This window comes from Natrinema soli (genome assembly GCF_028618695.1).
Genome location: NZ_JAQIVI010000096.1, coordinates 18,369 through 35,790 on the forward strand (window position 1 = coordinate 18,369; position 17,422 = coordinate 35,790).

At 56.2% G+C, this 17,422-nt stretch carries 15 protein-coding genes and 5 pseudogenes; 8 read left to right on the top strand and 12 right to left on the bottom strand.

Annotated features, from left to right (window positions below; translation table 11 throughout):
* Nucleotides 1-154: 154 nt before the first annotated feature.
* From PGX04_RS06365 to ddfA, 3 genes are all read right to left on the bottom strand, one after another.
* Entirely contained in the window at nucleotides 155-724 is a 570-nt protein-coding gene (locus PGX04_RS06365; protein WP_273737745.1) for an anthranilate synthase component II, read from the bottom strand.
* A complete protein-coding gene (gene pabB, locus PGX04_RS06370; RefSeq protein WP_273737746.1) occupies nucleotides 724-2,232 on the bottom strand; it encodes an aminodeoxychorismate synthase, component I in 1,509 nt (502 codons plus the stop codon). The genes PGX04_RS06365 and pabB overlap by 1 nt, the downstream gene beginning before the upstream one ends.
* Before the next feature lie 500 nt (nucleotides 2,233-2,732).
* Nucleotides 2,733-3,026 (bottom strand): DdfA family disk-determining factor, encoded by a 294-nt coding sequence (gene ddfA, locus PGX04_RS06375; protein WP_273737747.1) that lies wholly within the window; start codon nucleotides 3,024-3,026, stop codon nucleotides 2,733-2,735.
* A 167-nt stretch (nucleotides 3,027-3,193) separates the two neighbouring features.
* Between ddfA and ppc the strand changes: the two genes are divergently transcribed.
* Together ppc and PGX04_RS06385 are read left to right on the top strand one after the other, a co-directional pair.
* A complete protein-coding gene (ppc, locus tag PGX04_RS06380; RefSeq protein ID WP_273737748.1) occupies nucleotides 3,194-5,884 on the top strand; it encodes a phosphoenolpyruvate carboxylase in 2,691 nt (896 codons plus the stop codon).
* Nucleotides 5,885-5,963: 79 nt separating this feature from the next.
* Nucleotides 5,964-6,723 (top strand): annotated as a pseudogene (locus PGX04_RS06385) (IS630 family transposase); the annotation flags it as partial.
* Here the strand turns inward: PGX04_RS06385 and PGX04_RS06390 are convergent.
* Nucleotides 6,688-6,840: a hypothetical protein gene (locus PGX04_RS06390; RefSeq protein ID WP_273737758.1), complete on the bottom strand. Its 153-nt coding sequence runs from the start codon at nucleotides 6,838-6,840 to the stop codon at nucleotides 6,688-6,690. The pseudogene PGX04_RS06385 and the gene PGX04_RS06390 sit on opposite strands and share 36 nt — an antisense overlap.
* A 59-nt stretch (nucleotides 6,841-6,899) precedes the next feature.
* Nucleotides 6,900-6,995 (bottom strand): annotated as a pseudogene (locus tag PGX04_RS35000) (DUF7983 family protein); the annotation flags it as partial.
* A gap of 120 nt (nucleotides 6,996-7,115) precedes the next feature.
* Here PGX04_RS35000 and PGX04_RS06395 point away from each other — a divergent pair.
* The 4 genes from PGX04_RS06395 to PGX04_RS34460 all read left to right on the top strand — a co-directional run bounded on the left by PGX04_RS06395 (nucleotide 7,116) and on the right by PGX04_RS34460 (nucleotide 9,175).
* The gene (locus PGX04_RS06395; RefSeq protein WP_273737749.1) at nucleotides 7,116-7,925 is read left to right on the top strand and encodes a superoxide dismutase; all 810 of its coding nucleotides are present in this window, start codon (nucleotides 7,116-7,118) and stop codon (nucleotides 7,923-7,925) included.
* Nucleotides 7,918-8,148: a hypothetical protein gene (locus PGX04_RS06400; protein WP_273737750.1), complete on the top strand. Its 231-nt coding sequence runs from the start codon at nucleotides 7,918-7,920 to the stop codon at nucleotides 8,146-8,148. The genes PGX04_RS06395 and PGX04_RS06400 overlap by 8 nt, the downstream gene beginning before the upstream one ends.
* Before the next feature lie 151 nt (nucleotides 8,149-8,299).
* On the top strand, nucleotides 8,300-8,662 hold the full coding sequence (locus PGX04_RS06405) for a hypothetical protein (protein WP_273737751.1): 363 nt from the start codon (nucleotides 8,300-8,302) through the stop codon (nucleotides 8,660-8,662).
* A gap of 246 nt (nucleotides 8,663-8,908) precedes the next feature.
* Nucleotides 8,909-9,175 carry a HalOD1 output domain-containing protein gene (locus PGX04_RS34460; protein ID WP_377042277.1) on the top strand — a complete coding sequence of 89 codons (267 nt, stop codon included), beginning with the start codon at nucleotides 8,909-8,911 and terminating at the stop codon, nucleotides 9,173-9,175.
* A 33-nt stretch (nucleotides 9,176-9,208) separates the two neighbouring features.
* Here PGX04_RS34460 and PGX04_RS34465 read toward each other — a convergent pair.
* Nucleotides 9,209-9,301, bottom strand: a pseudogene (locus PGX04_RS34465) (DUF7692 domain-containing protein); the annotation flags it as partial.
* A gap of 208 nt (nucleotides 9,302-9,509) precedes the next feature.
* Complete coding sequence (locus tag PGX04_RS06410; RefSeq protein WP_273737752.1) at nucleotides 9,510-10,346, bottom strand: glycerophosphodiester phosphodiesterase; 837 nt, start codon at nucleotides 10,344-10,346, stop codon at nucleotides 9,510-9,512.
* Nucleotides 10,347-10,973: 627 nt separating this feature from the next.
* On the opposite strand from PGX04_RS06410, the gene PGX04_RS06415 reads away from it, so the two are divergent.
* A complete protein-coding gene (locus PGX04_RS06415) occupies nucleotides 10,974-12,161 on the top strand; it encodes an ATP-binding protein (protein ID WP_273737753.1) in 1,188 nt (395 codons plus the stop codon).
* A 28-nt stretch (nucleotides 12,162-12,189) separates the two neighbouring features.
* Here PGX04_RS06415 and PGX04_RS06420 read toward each other — a convergent pair.
* The 5 genes and pseudogenes from PGX04_RS06420 to PGX04_RS06435 all read right to left on the bottom strand — a co-directional run bounded on the left by PGX04_RS06420 (nucleotide 12,190) and on the right by PGX04_RS06435 (nucleotide 16,636).
* A pseudogene (locus PGX04_RS06420) lies at nucleotides 12,190-12,863 on the bottom strand (IS6 family transposase).
* 726 nt (nucleotides 12,864-13,589) lie between these two features.
* Nucleotides 13,590-13,739 (bottom strand): hypothetical protein, encoded by a 150-nt coding sequence (locus PGX04_RS06425; RefSeq protein ID WP_273737754.1) that lies wholly within the window; start codon nucleotides 13,737-13,739, stop codon nucleotides 13,590-13,592.
* Nucleotides 13,736-15,118 carry an FAD-binding oxidoreductase gene (locus PGX04_RS06430; RefSeq protein ID WP_273737755.1) on the bottom strand — a complete coding sequence of 461 codons (1,383 nt, stop codon included), beginning with the start codon at nucleotides 15,116-15,118 and terminating at the stop codon, nucleotides 13,736-13,738. The genes PGX04_RS06425 and PGX04_RS06430 overlap by 4 nt, the downstream gene beginning before the upstream one ends.
* A gap of 102 nt (nucleotides 15,119-15,220) precedes the next feature.
* Nucleotides 15,221-15,355: pseudogene (locus PGX04_RS34470) on the bottom strand (GntT/GntP/DsdX family permease); the annotation flags it as partial.
* A gap of 507 nt (nucleotides 15,356-15,862) precedes the next feature.
* A complete protein-coding gene (locus PGX04_RS06435; protein ID WP_273737756.1) occupies nucleotides 15,863-16,636 on the bottom strand; it encodes an IclR family transcriptional regulator in 774 nt (257 codons plus the stop codon).
* 199 nt (nucleotides 16,637-16,835) lie between these two features.
* Here PGX04_RS06435 and PGX04_RS06440 point away from each other — a divergent pair.
* Nucleotides 16,836-17,422: biotin/lipoyl-containing protein (locus PGX04_RS06440; RefSeq protein WP_273737757.1), on the top strand; the 587-nt coding region annotated here is incomplete at its 3' end.

Sequence of the window (17,422 nt, forward strand, 5' to 3'; positions counted from 1 at the left end):
TCGGACATACACTTTCTGTTGATGATGAACGGACAGCTGTTCTAGGAAAGTGATAGAATAACAGTGATATCACTGTGAATCTCTTGGCGGGTGGCCCGCGATTTGTTCTCGTCCGTAAGCGTCGTGCCGAACGAGATTCCCCGAAAAAGGCTGGTCATCGAGCGGTCATCGAGCAGAAGTTCTCGATGATCCGCTTGCCCGCGTCGGTAAGGATGCTCTCAGGATGAAACTGGACGCCGACGTGCGGTCGGTCCGCGTGCCGGACGCCCATCAGGATCTCGCGGTCGTCGTCTGTCCAGGCCGCCTCGACGAGCCGAGACGGCAACGACTCTCGTTCGACGGCAAGCGAGTGGTATCGCCCCACCTCAAACGGGTCGGGGAGGCCAGCGTACAGTCCAGTGCCGTCATGGCGCACTTCGGACGGCTTCCCGTGTATCACTTCGGGGGCGTGGCCAACTGAAACGTCGTGAGCGGTACACAGCGCCTGGTGTCCCAGGCACACTCCCAGCGCGGGGTAATCAGTTTCGGCGAACACGTCGACGGAAATGCCCGCGTCCTCGGGTTTCCCCGGCCCTGGTGAGACGACGATCCCGTCCGGATTGATCGACCGGATCCCCTCAACATCGATTTCGTCGTTTCTGCGGACTTCGACGGGGGTGAACTCGCCGACATACTGGACGAGATTGTAAACGAAAGAGTCGTAGTTATCGATGATCAGGATCATCAGAGGTCCCCCATCACGTCGGGTGCTGTTTCGACAGCTAACGATGCTTGGTCGCCGAGCGCTTCGTCGACAGCGGTAACGAGCGCACGAGCCTTGTCCAACGTTTCAGCGTACTCGTGAGCGGGATCGGAATCGTGAACGATCCCTGCGCCGACACGGAGAGAGTACTCGTCATGGTGGCGCACAAGTGTTCGAATGATAATGTTGAGCGTCGCTCGGTCATCGAACCCGAAAATGCCGATACTTCCCGTATAGGGCCCTCGTCGGGTTGCTTCGACGTTGTCGATGATCTCCATCGTACGCGGTTTGGGTGCACCGGTTATCGTCCCGCCCGGGAACACCGCCGAAACCGAGTCGGCGAGAGCCGCATCGTCTCGCCGCCGGCCACGTACCACGGAGACAAGGTGCATGACCTCCGAGTAACGGTCTATCCGTCTGTACTCTTCAACCTCAACCGATCCGTACTCGCACACTTTGCCCAGATCGTTTCGCTCCAGGTCGACGAGCATCGCGTGTTCAGCACGCTCCTTCTCGTCGTCTCGGAGGTCCGCTTCGAGAGTCTGATCTTCCTTGGTCATCGTCCCCCGGGGACGAGTTCCCGCAATCGGTTCCGTAACGAGTTCGTCGCCGCGAACTTCAAGCAAGAGCTCGGGGCTGGCGCTCACCAGATCGATCCCAGGGAACTCCAGTAAGCCCGAATACGGGGCAGGGTTCACCTGTCGGACGGCACTGAACACGTCGATCGGGTGAACGGCGGCGGGCGCGACCAACCTGTGAGAGACGTTCGCTTGGAATGTGTCCCCATCGCGGATGTACTGTTTGATAGCTCGGACGCGATCTGCGAATGCCTCTCTGCCGCACTCGCTCTCGAACGTAGCCCTCTCCGCCGTCGTGGGCGGAGCGCACTGTCGTTCTGTTCCCTCTATCGTCGCCCGTGCGAGTTCGATCGCGTCCTCGAGGCCTGATTCGTATGCGGAGGCCGGATCGTCGCCGACGACAGGACACGCCGTAACGTGTACTATGACCGGCCCGTCGTTGCGAGGTTCTCTCCAGGCGGCCACGCGATCGAACACGCCCAGTTGCAGCCGCGGTAGCTTCCGATCGTTGGTGATTGTGTCCGGGAGATTCTCCAGTTCGCGAGCGACGTCGTAGGACAGCCATCCGATCGCACCGCAAGGATACGGGACCGAACACTCTCCACGGACTAGCTGTTCGCAATCGAGAACAGTATCGATTGCGGCTATCGACGGGCTCTCTTCGCCCTCCGATATAGCGTTGTGAGGAACCTGAATCCGCTTGACCGGAGCGACGCCAAAGTATCCCCAGCCGGACTGTCCGCCGGTCGTCTCCAAGTAGAACCCGTCGGAGTCATCGCGAGCGCGTCGATACGCCACGAACGGGTCCGAAACGGAGATGCGGACCTCAATCGGTACTCTCGCTTCGGGTGGTGCAGCCTCGGCAGTAGCGAGGAATGACTCCCTATCGGTAACGACTGTCGTTTGGCTCATCTTGCGTATCTACTCCACCGGGGAGGTTCACAGTCCCGCAGTACAGTGTGGATAGAGCAGGTGTGGGAGTTAAAAGGTTAGTGCTACTGCCCGAAACAGGCGCACCGGCCCGCTGGCCATGCAGACATTTGAATGTGTGCGATATTCAGGAGATGCCTTTATGTTATATATCCAAAAGTATAAACACGAAAAGCTACTATGGGAACAAGTAACTCGTTGGAAATATTCTCGTAGGTGCTCAAACACGACGAGTAAGAAAAAATAGCTATGAAACGAGTGGAGTGACGCGTCCCGACATCCGGAATCATACGGAGAACTCGAAAAGCCAGATCCGTCTCGCGAATATCGAGGTACCGAGCACAGAACTTTCGAGTGAAAGTTCACGGCTTCAGCCATGTGAGAAGTGGTGTGAGTGCTGTGGAGTTCGCGAACAGCCATAATAATCCCTTCCAGAGCTTCCCTCTGTCGACGTGAGCGCAATTCGTGCTACAGTATACTGATTAGCTCTTTTTGATCAGTACCTGACCGGTACTCTGTACGAGCACAGTGTAGCCATAGTAGGAGAACGTTATGCACCCCGCCATAGTTGTATCGTCGTCGAGCGTTTCAAACGCCGTATCGAGTGCCACAGGATTGATGCTTTTGTTCAGTGGCGGCAACTCATCCCGATCCTCGTTTTCGTACTCAGCGATCTCTTCCACAATCTGATCGCTTATCAACCCGTCTCCGTTCCACTCATGACGGAGATGGTGAGTTGTTTGGTCGGGCGCTGGCTCCTTGAGTCTGCTACTCATACGAGTACTGTCCACATCCGTCAATAATGACTATTGACCCGTAATATTACGGATATTTAAGAACGGAGTCTACCACCAGAGATGAAAGTGGCTCACCGACTCCCCCACTGATGAAGCGCGGTACGTCCTGCGGAGGATTTTTAACTTCAAACTGACATTCTGGATGTATGGAACTCAATAGCAGAGGTATCAGTCAAGATGTCCGCGAACTCGGCACGCTACTGGGGAACATCCTTGAGGAACAGACCTCAAGCAAGGCGTTCGAGACGGTCGAGTCGGGTCGACGAGCCGCGATCGAGTATCGCTCCGGCGAACGCGACTCTCGCGAGCCCTTGATAGCGGAACTCGAGGGAGTGTCGGCCCACAACCAGCGGGTCGTCGCCCGGGCGTTTACGACCTACTTCGAGCTGATCAATCTGGCAGAAGAACAAGAGCGGATCCGGACCATCCGGGAGGGGTCTCATGAGGGAACCCTTGAGGATAGCCTCGAGACCGCGGCCGAAGAACTCGGCGAGGCAGATGTCGAGACCGTCCGGCAGATCCTCGACGATGTTTTGATCGAGCCGACCTTTACCGCCCATCCGACCGAAGCTCGGCGCAAGACCGTCAAGTCCAAACTGCGAGAGATCTCGACGTCCCTCGAGACCTTAGACGAACGACTGTTGACGGACAAAGAGAAAGGGCAGGTTTGGCAGGACATCGATGCCGAGGTGACGAGCCTCTGGCAGACGCCACAGGTACGCAATCGCCAGCCCGAACCCGAGGACGAGGCGCGCAACGTCCAGTGGTATCTCGAGAACACGCTGTTCGATGTCGTCGGTGAGATCTACGGTGAACTCGACGACGCGATCGACGCGGAAGTCCCCGGCGACATCGAGGTACCGAAACTCTTCGAATTCCGGTCGTGGGCCGGCAGCGACCGGGACGGCAACCCCTACGTCACCCCCGAGGTCACGGCGAACACCCTCGAGCGCCAGCGGTCGCTGATCCTCGAGCGCTACCAGGAGCAGCTCAAGCGCCTGTCGGGCGTGTTGAGTCAGGATGGGAGCCGGGTCGACGCCGGCTCCGAATTTCAGGTCTCTCTCGAGCACGACCACGAGCGCCTGCCCGGAACCGCGCGCACGGTCGAACAGCGCTACCCCGACGAGCCATACCGGCAGAAACTCAAACTCATGCGCGAGCGACTCCGCCGCGTCGGCGACGTTCGACCGGGCGGCTACGACGAGGTCGACGACCTCCTCGCGGATCTCGAGGTCATCTCGAAGAGCCTGCGCAACAACGGCGCCGAGAGCGTCGTCGACGCCCACGTCGACCCGATCCGCCGACAGGTCGCCACGTTCGGTTTCTCGCTCGCGAGTCTCGACCTGCGAGAGCACCAGCAGAAACACACCGACGCCATCGCCGAGGCGCTCGAGGCTGAGGGGATCGACTACCACGAGCTCTCGGAGGACGACCGCGTCGAGTTCCTGACCGACGCCGTCCTACAGGACGAGCCGGTGATCGATCTGAGCGACACCGCGGAACTCTCGGACGATTCGGCGCGCGTCCTCGAGTTATTCGACAGCCTCGCCGACTGGCAGACCGAGTACGGCAGCCACGCCATCGACACCTACGCCATCTCGATGACCGAAGAGCCCAGCCACGTCCTCGAGGTGCTGTTTCTGGCCGATCAGGCCGACGTCATCGCCCTGCCCGAACACGCGGGGATCGACATCGTGCCGCTGCTCGAGACCGAGTACGCCCTCTCGGGTGCCCGGCGGATCATGGGCTCGCTGTTCGAGAACGACGCGTACTCGCAGGTTCTCGAGGCGCGGGGCCAGACCCAGGAGATCATGCTGGGCTACTCGGACTCGAACAAGGAGAACGGCTTCCTCGCCGCGAACTGGTCGCTGTACAAGAACCAGCGCCGACTCGGCGAGATCTGCGACGATCACGACGTGACGATGCGGCTGTTCCACGGCCGCGGTGGCTCGATTTCCCGGGGCGGCGGCCCGATGAACGAGGCGCTGCTCGCGCTGCCGAACTCGACCGTCACGGGCCAGGTCAAGTTCACCGAACAGGGCGAGGCTATCGCCGAGAAGTACGCCAACCCGCGCATCGCCGAGCGCAACATCGAACAGATGCTCAACGCCCAGCTCCGGGCGCGCAAGGGGGCGCTGGATCGACCGGAGGAGGACGTTCGCGACGAGTGGGTCGACGCGATGGAAACGATGGCGGACGCCGCTCGACGCGAGTACCGCGACCTCCTCGAGAGCGAGGGATTCGTCCAGTACTTCGAGCAAGCGACGCCGATCACGGTCATCGAGGATCTCGATCTGGGCTCTCGTCCGGCCTCCCGATCGGGCGAGCGCACCGTCGAGGACCTGCGCGCGATCCCGTGGGTATTCTCGTGGACCCAGGCGCGGTGTATCCTGCCGGGCTGGTACGCCATCGCGAGCGGCGTCGAGGCCTACTTAGACGACGGCGGCTCGATGGAAACCCTCCAGACGATGTACGAGGAGTGGCCGTTCTTCCGAACGACGCTCGACAACGCGGCGCTCTCGCTGTCCCGGACCGAGCTCGAGATCGCCGAGCGCTACGCCGAACTGGCGGAGCCGGACCTGCGCGACCGGTTCTTTCCCCGCGTGGCCAACGAGTACGAGCGGGCAGCCGACCTCATCACGGAAATCGGCCAGCGCGACCAACTACATACTCGCGGCTGGCTCGGCGAAAATTTAGAACGACGAAACCCGTATGTCGACCCCCTAAATATCCTCCAGGTGCATCTGCTCGATCAGACTCACCGAACGGATATCGAAGAACGGACGCTCCGATTGACGGTCAAAGGGGTCGCAGCTGGCATGAAAAACACGGGATAATAGAGGCAATAGGCGGATCGTGACGAACGGGTAGTTGATCGCTCTACTACTGTTAGAAATTTTCACTCAGAATGTGTTGTTGGGCACAGTAGATAATCTCGACGAGATCTCTGTCGTGAAATTACAAGATGTCTTCACAGCGTAGAGGGGAAGAAGCCGACATAACGTCTCTTACCAGCAATAGCGTACAAAAACGGCGTTACGAGCAGACTGAACTAGCCGAGTGGTACACCGTTCAGCGACGGACGATCTATAGTTGGCTCAAGCGACTCGACACCGACGAGTCGATTGAGCAGGCCGTTACTGACGTTCACCGATCTGGGAGAAAGCGAAAGCTCTCAGAAAACGAGCAACAAGAATTTGAAGAAACTGTCCACGAATCTCCTGGGGAAGTTGGAGTTGACGCGCCGTCACTCGTCCAGCAGTATCTCAACGAGACGTACGATGTCGAGTACGCAATCCCGAGTTGCGGGCGGCTGCTCAAAGAAGCGGGATTGCGCTATCAAAAACCACGCCGTACAGCCGCCGAATCTGATGCTGACGAGCAAGAACCGTTCCGCGAGGAACTCAAAAAAGCAGCGAGAGATGGACGCCACAGTAGTCTATATCGATCAAACCAAGAAATCTGTGCAAATTGAGCCGCGTTCCGCGTGGTTCCCGTGCGGCACACGGCTGTCTGTCGAATTATCCGGCCAACGCGACTGGCTGTGTCTCTTGGGCGCGATCACCGAGGACGGTGATCGCTTTTTCCTCGGTTCGAAGAGTACGTTACTGCCGATCACGCGAAACATTTCATTCTCGCATTATGCAAAGAGTTCGAAGATGATCTGCTCGTTGTGTGAGATGGAGCGCCGTACTTTCAGGCGTCGGCCGTCACGGACTTGGCGGCGCGTGACGACCGTTTGGCTAGGTGCGAACTGCTCAACGAAGCCGAGGCGATCGACCTCCAGAGACAAGAGACGATTTCCTCGCCTTCATCCTTTTATTCCATGATATCAGCCGATTAGACCGCTATTCAACACAGCAGATTCTCGCGATCAACGGACATGAGCCGCTCGCGAGGGATGCCGGCATCTTCGAGCACGCGAAGGACTTCCGCATCATCTTTGAGCGAGCGATGGCGTCAGGTCGTCCGTTGGACCGAGCCATACTAACCGTAGACTGGTTGATCGTAGTGACTTTCTATCGCCGGGTGGATTTTGATTAGGCGGAACGTTGACCTCGCAAGCGCATGACGAACGAATCGATGCTCCCTATCGGGCAGCGCCGCGATGTCCTACAAACAATCGGCGGACTGACCGGTCTCGCGCTGGTCGGATCGACCGCGACAGTGGGGGCCGACGATGACGATAGCGACGACAGCGGTCTGGTTCACGACGCGACAGAAAACGGACGGTACGCGCTTCCGGAACTCCCCTACAAGTACGGCGCGCTCGAGCCCCATATCGACGAGCGGATCATGGAACTCCACCACAGCAAACACCACCAGGGGTACGTCGACGGAGCGAACAGCGCCCTCGACGCGTTCGAAGAGATGCGTTCCACCGACGAATTCGAGGATATCAAGGCCATCAAACGGGACTTCTCGTTCAACTTCTCCGGCCACGTCAACCACACCATTTTCTGGCAGAACATGAGCCCCGACGGTGGCGGCGAACCCGACGGTGAGTTCGCATCCGCGCTCGAGGACCAGTTTGGTTCGTTCGAGGCGTTCCGGAACGAGTTCAGCGCGGCCGCGGAGAACGTCGAGAGCAACGGGTGGGCGATGCTGTTCTACGAACCGATCGCCGACCTTCTTGTGATCGGGCAGGTTGAGTCCCAGAACGGGCTGGCCCACCAGGGTGCGATCCCGATCCTGACGCTCGACGTCTGGGAGCACGCCTACTACCTCCAGTACGAGAACGAACGGGCGAGTTATATCAAGGAGTGGTGGAACGTCGTCGACTGGACCGACGTCTGTCGGCGCTACGAGTTCCTAACCCAGACTCAAGCCGACGAGGTGTCTGAAGACAGCGCGGACGGCGACGAAACGGATGACTGATCGACTCGTTCTTTCGGTTTCGTGGGAAACCGCTCCCTTCTGGAGCGTCGGCGGTTCGGTGAACTCGCTCCAGTTCGCCGAGTCTTCCCGCAACCGGCGGACCCGAGAGCGCGACGATCTCACTCGCGAGCAGCGCCGGGAGATCACCGAGACGCTGAGCATTCGAACCGTCAGCTTCGACCTCGAGAGTCCTGTCTCAGTTACGATGAAGGGAGAGATGTGACCCCGCGTCAGAATTCTCTGCAGGTACCAACGAATCACGAATGAAACAGTCACTCTGAACTGATCATATTTAGAATTCGACTGTAATAGTCCCTAATACGCCCCGTTTCGGCACACCTAAAACTAACGAGCTACATAATTCCAATTGAAGTATGGAAACAACAGTAACCCGCGGGATAGCGTTGAACCGTCCGGCAAACCCGCCGATACGTCTCTCGTTCGGGTTGTTCTGGTTGGTTGATCTCGTCGCTACAGTGTTCCTCTTTCTCGTTCCGTACGCCACCGAACTTAATCCGATCACGACCCATTTCTATGAACTAATCGGATTGCCCGGTGTCGTTCTCGCTGGAAGTATCTACGCCGCCGTGATCGTCATGATCGGCCACTATCTCTCGAAACCATATGATGCACTGTTCGCTGTCGGTGCTGTTCTCGTGTACGCCGTTTGTGCGACTAACAATGTCGTCCTCCTCATGAGCGGGGAGCCAGTCGTCGAAACGCTCGTCATCGCTTGAGCGAACCCTTAGAAAATATCGCCGATCACGATCTTCGCCTGCTCGATCCCGCGGTGATCACCGTGGAACCGAGCAAGCGAAAATTTCGATTGACACTAGCTTCTGAATAAGTGATTCTCTTCCACCGTAATCACTCATTTCCCTCCTACTCAGAACCCGTCATGAAAACTGTTCAGAGGCCGTTGTCTGACGCACGTCATTAGAGGAACGTCTGGTTTTATGTGTTAGTTCCTGACATCGGAGGTTGTGCAACCCACTCAATCACTCAGTCTGAAGATCGTAGACAAAGTCGCCGAACGTGAAGGAGTCCAACCGGAAAAGCTCAACCCACCGATCCATTCCGCGATCAACACGGACGCACTTGACTTACTCTATGACGCACGCGACTCCGATAGGAATCCGTCCACAATCGAATTCGTCTACAACGGCTACACGGTGACTGTCGATAGTACAGGCGACGTGGATCTCGAGAATCGTGTAGCAGCCCTCGACCCTGAGAAAACCGCAGTGTGACCCGTTCTGGGCCCCGGGCTAAAATTCGATCTCTTAGTAGTCGGTCTCAACGACTGTCTCAGTAGTAACTTCGAAAGCCACTGCTCGAGTCGAAAGCGTCTCGGTGATCTCTCGGCGCTGCTCGAGCATGTCATGCAATAGTTCCCTCCTCCATTATTCATAGACCCGACCATGGATAAAACGTGTAACTGTTGAAATCACTGGCTTACAGGCGCGAAATGAGGGCTGTATAATCGATGGATAGCAGGTATGAGATGTACCTATGAAAATCCTGCATTCTATGACACGCTCAGTTCTCATCTATACGGTATCTCCCAAATATCTATGTCCGATTTTATTGATTCGGTGGGTTGCGATGTGTATTGTCGAAGGTAGCCATGTGAGAATAGTCCGCGATCAGCCCATCTACGCCCAACTCAAGTGGCTCTTGAGCCTCTCTCCAACTATCAATCGTCCACACATTAACGTCCCGGCCTTCTTTGTGAGCAGTTTCCACAAGATCTGGATCAAGAATTCCAGTAGAGGGATTGACCGCTTTAGCGCCGAGTTCGCGAGCAATCTTCATATTCTCCTCTTTATTATCTCCAAAAATAGGCGCCACATCTACGCTAGGATCGACATCCTGAACGGCTCGGAGCGCGTCCGGGTCAAACGAGGATACATAGTACTCCCCTGGGTATTGCGATGCAATAGGTAGTGCCTGTTCGGCAAACTCTTTCCAAGAAAAGGGACCCGAATCTTTGAATTCAATATTCATCATCACGCTTGGTCTAGTTGCGTCAAGGGTTTCAGCAAGCGTTGGGATTGTCTCTCCAGATTCGAGAACTTCTGCTTGCAACACTGTTTCAGATGGGGTCTCCCCAACGAGACCTTCTTCATCTGTGAGGTTATCAAGTGTCGCATCGTGAAAAACAACAATCTCTCCATCGCTTGTTGCTTCAATGTCGATTTCGATACGATCTGCTCCTAAGCGCGACGCACCCTCTACAGCGGCAATCGTATTCTGTGGAAAGATGTCTCTGAATCCGCGATGTGCCGTTATATGGAGTTTCTCTCGTGCTCTATGGGTCTCCTTCAACTCCTCCTGTGCTGTCCCCGTACCGCTTAACAATGAGACTCCGAGCGCCGCACCAATCGTTCCAACAACAGTTCGTCGTGATGTTCGTGTCATCAGTCAATTCAAGGAGAATCACTATAATAAGCATATATATTAGTCATATATGGCTATAAATAAACTCACAAGAGTGTGAGTTGGAAATATTGACATAATGAGACAAAAGGAGCTGCGTATTAAGCGCTCGACTTAACAAGATCATTCGGCTTTTCACATTGGATATTTCACATATGAGCGGTCGAACAGACCGCTTCCTCGATCTTCTCACACGATTTCGAAAGGCAGTCGGATCCTGTTCCCTTCTGCTGGAATCACGAGTGACGCGAAAGCCAGCGCGATCGTTCCAGTGGAGACCGATCCACTGACTCGCTGAATGCTCGAAATCACGAGAAGATCGTTTCTTGTACCTGTTTTTGCGATTCATATACCTCTTCATTAATATAATAGATGTGTGAAAAAGAGAGCAATGACGACAAGGACAATCCGGACAAGTACGTTGCGACAAACAAGACCCATCCTCTGTATTCAGCACGCAGTTTCTACAATCTCTCCGATAAATCACTCGTCGCTCCGTTATCTACTTCATCTGTACTGAACGGCAACTAGGTGTGCGAACTGAGCATCGAATTGGAACCCCCTGATCGCTCCAAAAAGGCTATAGTTGACCCTACCCTAAACATGTCAATGCGCCTTTGGGACCGCTTCGCGGCCGTCATTGGCGGGAGGAATGTGATTATAGCTCTTGGCGGGCTGTACCTCATACTTGTTGCGGGCTGGGCGTTCATGCCGACTTCTCCAAAGATGTCTCTTGTGAATACTCATATCATCACCAGCTTTATTGGTGGCTCTGGTTTCCTTCTCCTCATTGGCGGATATCGATTACCCCGCACTGACATCCATCCGAGATTCTACTCCACTATTGCAGGCTGGTGCCTCGTTGGGATTGGGGTGATGCTCGTCATTATTGTACTCTACAATTTCCAGCCCGGTCCGAAGATCGCCAACCCAGTCCGGTCTGTCCTGATACTCACAGGGTTCAGTTCCGTCGCCGGATACGGTGTAGGGACGTACGCTGCGCAAGCGAAAACACATGCTCGTCGACTTGAACGGCAAAATCATCTGCTAGAACAAACACAAAGGCAACTTGAAGAATCGAACGAACGTCTTGAGCAGTTTGCGTACGCTGCATCCCATGATCTGCAAGAGCCGCTCCGGATGGTTTCGAGCTATCTGGGACTTATCGAACGTCAATACGGTGACGAACTTGACGAAGATGGTGAAGAGTTCCTCGACTACGCGATTGACGGATCGGAGCGAATGAAAGAGATGATCGACGGGTTACTCGAATATTCACGTGTAGATACACAGGGGAACCCGCTCGAACCCGTTGATCTTGAGGAGGTGCTTGTCAACGTGCGCAAGGATCTTGAATTACAGATCGAGGAGACTGGCACCACTATCAAAACCGGTGAGCTACCGCGTGTCGAAGGAGATGAGAGCCAATTACGCCAACTCTTTCAAAACCTCCTTTCGAATGCGATCGAGTATAACAGCGATGAGCCACCACGGATTGACGTTTCCGCCGAACGTGATGCTGAAGAATGGATGATCTCAGTTCGTGATAACGGCATTGGGATTGATCCAGAGGACCAAGACCGCGTCTTCGAGGTATTCCAGCGGCTCCACAGCCAAGAAGAGCATTCAGGGACAGGGATTGGACTCGCACTCTGTAAACGAATTGTCGAACGACATGGCGGCGAGATTGAAGTTGATTCCACACCCGGGGAGGGGACGACATTCGTGTTTTCGTTACCGGTAGTGACCAATGAGACAGATAACCATTCTACACAGAGCAAGTCAGCATCGACCTGAACAGCCAATTGATCTTAGCTGGCACTGTCTAGTCTAGCACCTCCGCTGGCGTCTGTCCGTTGAGTGACTGGTGCGGTCGCTGTGTGTTATAGTAATGTGCGAACTGTTCAAGCAACTCTCTGACGCTTGCCGACTACCGACCCACGAATTATGGAAGCGGTCAATGCGCATTTTGAGGGTATGAAACCACTTTTCGATGAGGTTTCGGTCAGTATAGTTGACCCGACCGCTCAATCCTACCCGCGAGAGGGCAGTCCGATAGCCAAATTGATCAGCGAGAAACTCAGCCTCGGAGAGATCGTGTTTCTCGTGGAGTTTCTGGAGAAATGCAGCTGCCGGATCAGTGCCGTGCCGACCAAATAACGCGACGTCGAGGATCAACTTCGACTCGATGTCTATTGCAGCATATAGCCAAGACCACTCGCCGTTGATTTTGACAGCGGTTTCATCCACAGCGACCCGCGACGGCGACGCCGTCGGCGGGTCGCGTTCACTGTCAGCCAGCCGATGTACCCAGTTCCAGATCGCCCCATGAGAGCGCTCAACGCCTAATTCAGCGAGAATCATTGTTGTCTCCCGAAGTGAACAACCGGTCTGATGAAGGCGGACGGCGAACGCCCTGACGGGCGTCGCCGTCCGCTCATTCTCCCAAGATTCTTCTAAATTCGCGTCATAGCTCTCGATGAGCAGGTCTGCGAGCATTCTAGCCAATTCACTCAATGACCTGCTCTCTTCTCAAACTGGCTCAACTAGACAGTGCCTCCATTCCGATACTACCGTCCAGGGTGGCTATAGTGACCACTGAAATAATTTACACGCTAACCGCGAAGCTGTCATGCGATCAAGTGTGCACTGATTTTCAGTGGCACTAGAGGTCGTCATCGGCACCGATCACGGCGAGCCAGCGACCCGACCTGACAGCCGGGCGTACCAGTGGGAACGGGAATCGATCCTGCGGCGACCGTTACGGTTGCGCTTCGAGTTAATGCCGGTCCACCTATCGCCGTCTTCTTCCGTCTGCATCGCGCAAACCGCGAAATCACTCGGCAAGGGAGCGCTGCTGCTATCGACAACACGAACCACGTCTTCGGACGTGATTTCTGGCAGACCAATGATGATCTGCGGCGTATGGGTTATTTTCGCAGAAACACACACAGTAAAGTTTGTTTTTCTTTACAATTAATAGAAGAATGTATGGATTTTATCGGATGTTCGTTCTCCTGTTGCTTTATTAACTCACCTTGGCCCACTAGTCCCAGAAATAATATATAAAATTATATGCCTTTGTCTTTCGATTGTGATATTCCCGATAAAAGGGGAGGAATCGACCGCTCCTCCGAGTACTGCGAACGCTACTCGCCGCCTCCTGGCTCGCGCGACCGTCAGCAAAGAGGTCACCACCGTCCCGGCCGCTGCCAGTTACGCCTTTCAGGCCTCGAGGTGCTCGATACGGGCGTAGCGGCCGGCTCGCCAGCCGGCGACGATTACGAGAAAGAGATCATCAGCGGTGAGGCCGATGTATCGGACAACTTCCGGTACAAGATGGAGTCCACCGTTCGGAACCGGATCCGAAGTCACTCTGGAGAGATGATTTTTCCCGGGTTCAGGATACCGTTTGGATCAAGCGCGTCCTTGAGATGGCGCATAACGTCAATTGTTCCGTCAGTGTACTCCTCGGGAAGGTACTGCTGTTTCCCCATGCCGACGCCGTGTTCGCCCGTCGACGTGCCATAGAGGTCGATTGCATATTCAACGATCTCCTCGTCGACTCGTTCGCCAAGCGCACGGTGGTCGGCGTCGCCTTCCCTGACCATGACGGTGTAATGGATGTTCCCGTCACCGGCGTGTCCGAAGCACGGTATCTCTAAGTCATGTTCGGCCTCGAGCGCCGAAATATAGTCGATGAGGTCGGCGTACTTGCTGATCGGAACGGTAACGTCGCCGGAGGTGAGCATCTCCAAGTCTGGGTCGTAGTGTTTCAGAGCGGACGCCATCTCCTTGCGGACTTCCCACAGTTCAGCCATCTCTCGCCCAGATTTTCCGATATCGATGTCGTGAACAGGATACTCCTCAAGTATGCTTCGGCAGAACTCGATCTCCGTTTCGACGTCGTGGTTCTCGTGGAATTCGACGAACGCCATCGGAGCATTCGGTAAGTCCACATCGAGATACCGATTAACCATCATCGCACTCAATTCGTCGATTAATTCTATCTTCGCAACGTCAACACCCGACCGGACGATATCCGAGATGGCCGCCGACGCGTCCGTTCGATTCTCGAAGATAACTCGACCGCCACGGATCTGTTCCGGGATGCCGACCAACTCGAGCGTGGCCTCGGTAACGACGGCGAGAGTTCCTTCACTCCCGACGAGGAGATCCATCACGTTGTAACCGGCTGACGTCTTTACGGTCTTGCTTCCAGTCTCGATGAACGTCCCGTCTGCGAGGACGGCCTCGAGTCGCAACACCCAGTCATGGACTTCACCGTATTTGACCGTTTGCATTCCGCTCGCGTCGTTAGCGATCATTCCCCCAATCGTCGAGATATTTCCAGAAGAGGGAAGTGGTGGAAAGAAGAGACCATATGGTCTCACAGCTTCAGTAATCCGCGATCCCAGCAGTCCGGGCTGAACGTCAATCTGGAAATCTTCGGGTCGAATCTCGAGGACTGCATCCATCCGAGTCATGTTCATACTAATCCCCCCCTCGACCGGGACGGCGTGGCCCTCGAGGCTCGTTCCAGCTGCGTACGGCGTTACCGGAATTCCCCGTTCGTTAGCCCCCTCGAGAACGGTCGAGACGTCCTCGGTCGACTCGGGCCAAACGACGATATCAGGCATTGCTGCCTCCGTATCGGGCGTTCCCCAGTCAGTGCTATGTTTCTCACGACGCTCCTCCCCGGTCGATATCTGCTTGTCCGACAGTGATGTCTCGGACAGGAACTCAAATTCCATGACAGATGGTAGCTCAACTCCCAATAACTTATACACTCTGGATACATCGGGACAGAGTAGTCGCTGGCGGTCCGACGCGGTATCCTGAGGAAAAGTAGGAGGCTAGGCCAACGGGAGGACAGTCGCGATTACGAGTGTGAATACGAGGCCAACCACTGATATCACGAGTCCGACGAATGAGAACGTCCGTAACGTCTCGTGGTGCTTGAGGCCACCTACTTCGTTGATAATCCAGAACGGGCTACTGTTGTGACAATAGTAGAATACTTTCCGACCACACTGTTGTAATCAGCGTGATCTCGAGGCGGTCGATCCGGGCGACGTCCGATTCCGACCCGCTCGGTCGGTCGTATTCGCCAGACGAGACCCAATAGCTGTCCTGAGCGAATGAGTGTTCTTCACAGGCGAACAGTTGTCCGAATCATTCTGGCAGATTCGCGACCGATAGCACAACCGAACTGTACGGAGGATTTCTACGGGTAGCGTCGGCCCGTTCGAACCGATTGGTCAGTGAAACACGAAACCGACCGCACCATCGTCATGGTTTACAACCATATGTTTGTAATTATTATCGGGCATCGAGACGTTGGATCCGACTGACGAACGATTCTGACCCGTTCGATCGGACGTGTTCGCCAGATAATTCCCGCTAACGTGCAAAAGCGAACTTACGTTCGTTACACACGAACAAATGACCTGGTCCGTTCTGGCGGCGATCTCGCGACGGATCCCCCTTCGTCGCCGTCACGAGTAGGTCTGGTTCAGTTCGATGATGTTCGCCGCGTGTTGCAGTTTCGGAAGGATCTCGGTCTGGATGCGCTGGTCGTCCATGCGGCTGTTCGGGCCGGAGACGCTGATCGCTCCGGAGATGCGGTCGTCGCGGAAGAGCGGTATCGCGACGCAGCGGAGTCCCTTGATGCGCTCCTCCAGGTCGTACGCGACGCCCTCGTTCCGGATCTCCTCGAGTGCTTCCTCGAGTTCGTTCCGGTCGGTGATCGTATTCTCCGTCTTCTCCGGCAGGCCGTGACGGTCGATGATCTCCGGCCGGCGCTCCTCCGACAGGTGAGCCAGCACCGCCTTTCCGAGCGCGGTCGTGTGCAGGTGGATGCACTGGCCGGTGTAGGAGTCGATGTTCACCGACTTGGGCCCCTGCTCGCGCAACAGAAAGATACCGCGGCCGTTCTCCTCAACCAGCAGGTTAACCAGCTCACCGGTCTCCTCGGCGACCGACTCGAGTTCGGGCTGGGCTACGTTGATCAGTTTCCCCTTCTTCTGACGGGCGAACGCACCCAGGTCGAGGAACCGCAACCCGAGCTCGTACGTCTGGTTGTTCTTTACGATGTACCCGTCGTGCTCGAGGGTCTGGAGGTGGTTGTAAACGCTGCTCTTGGGCATGTCGAGGTGGTTGGCGAGCTCTGTCGTCGTGGCGCCATCGAGCGATTTCATCGCTTCGACGATGTCGAGCGCCGTCCGCACCGTCTTGACCTGCGTTCGGATTTGATCGTTGTCTGCACCCATGTGACTGACCAATGGTTCGCCAGCTAATAATTGTTGGTCGTCTCTTCCGAACAGGTGTCCGATTGCTTGTTCCGAACGTCCCGTCGAAAATTCGAGGGACGAATCGACGAGTATCGGGGAGCGAACCGATCGGCGCGACGAGAACTCGGTGACCGAAGAGCGTATACTGCTGTGTGTTAAAGTCAATACCATCCCACAGATGAGAACGGAGTTTGAACTACCCGACGTCGGCGAAGGCGTTGCCGAGGGTGAACTGGTCACCTGGCACGTTGCCGTCGGCGACACTGTCGAAGAGGACCAGGTGCTCGCCGAAGTAGAGACGGACAAAGCACTCGTAGAAATCCCGTCACCGTGTGACGGTGAGGTCGCGGAACTGCGCCCCGAGGAGGGGGAGGTCGTCCCCGTCGGCGACGTCCTCGTCGTGTTCAAGGTCGACGACGCGAGCGGGGACGAAGCGGATACCGGCGCCGGCCCGAATGAGGACGCGACGATCGAGGCGGACATCGGCGAGACGTCCGCCGATCCGTCCGAATCGGTCGAGAACGACGGATCGACCGTCCCGGAGGGCCGCGTCTTCGCTGCGCCCAGCGTCCGCAGACTCGCTCGCGAGGAGGGGGTCGACATCGCGACGCTTGGCGGGAACGGTACCGGGAACCGAATCACCGAACGCGACGTCCGCGAAGCGGCCGGCGAGGCGACCGCCACGATGACGGCGGAGTCGGCCGAAATTCCGGGCGTCGAAGACGCCGATACCGGGGCTGTGACGACTGGTGCCGACGAATCCGC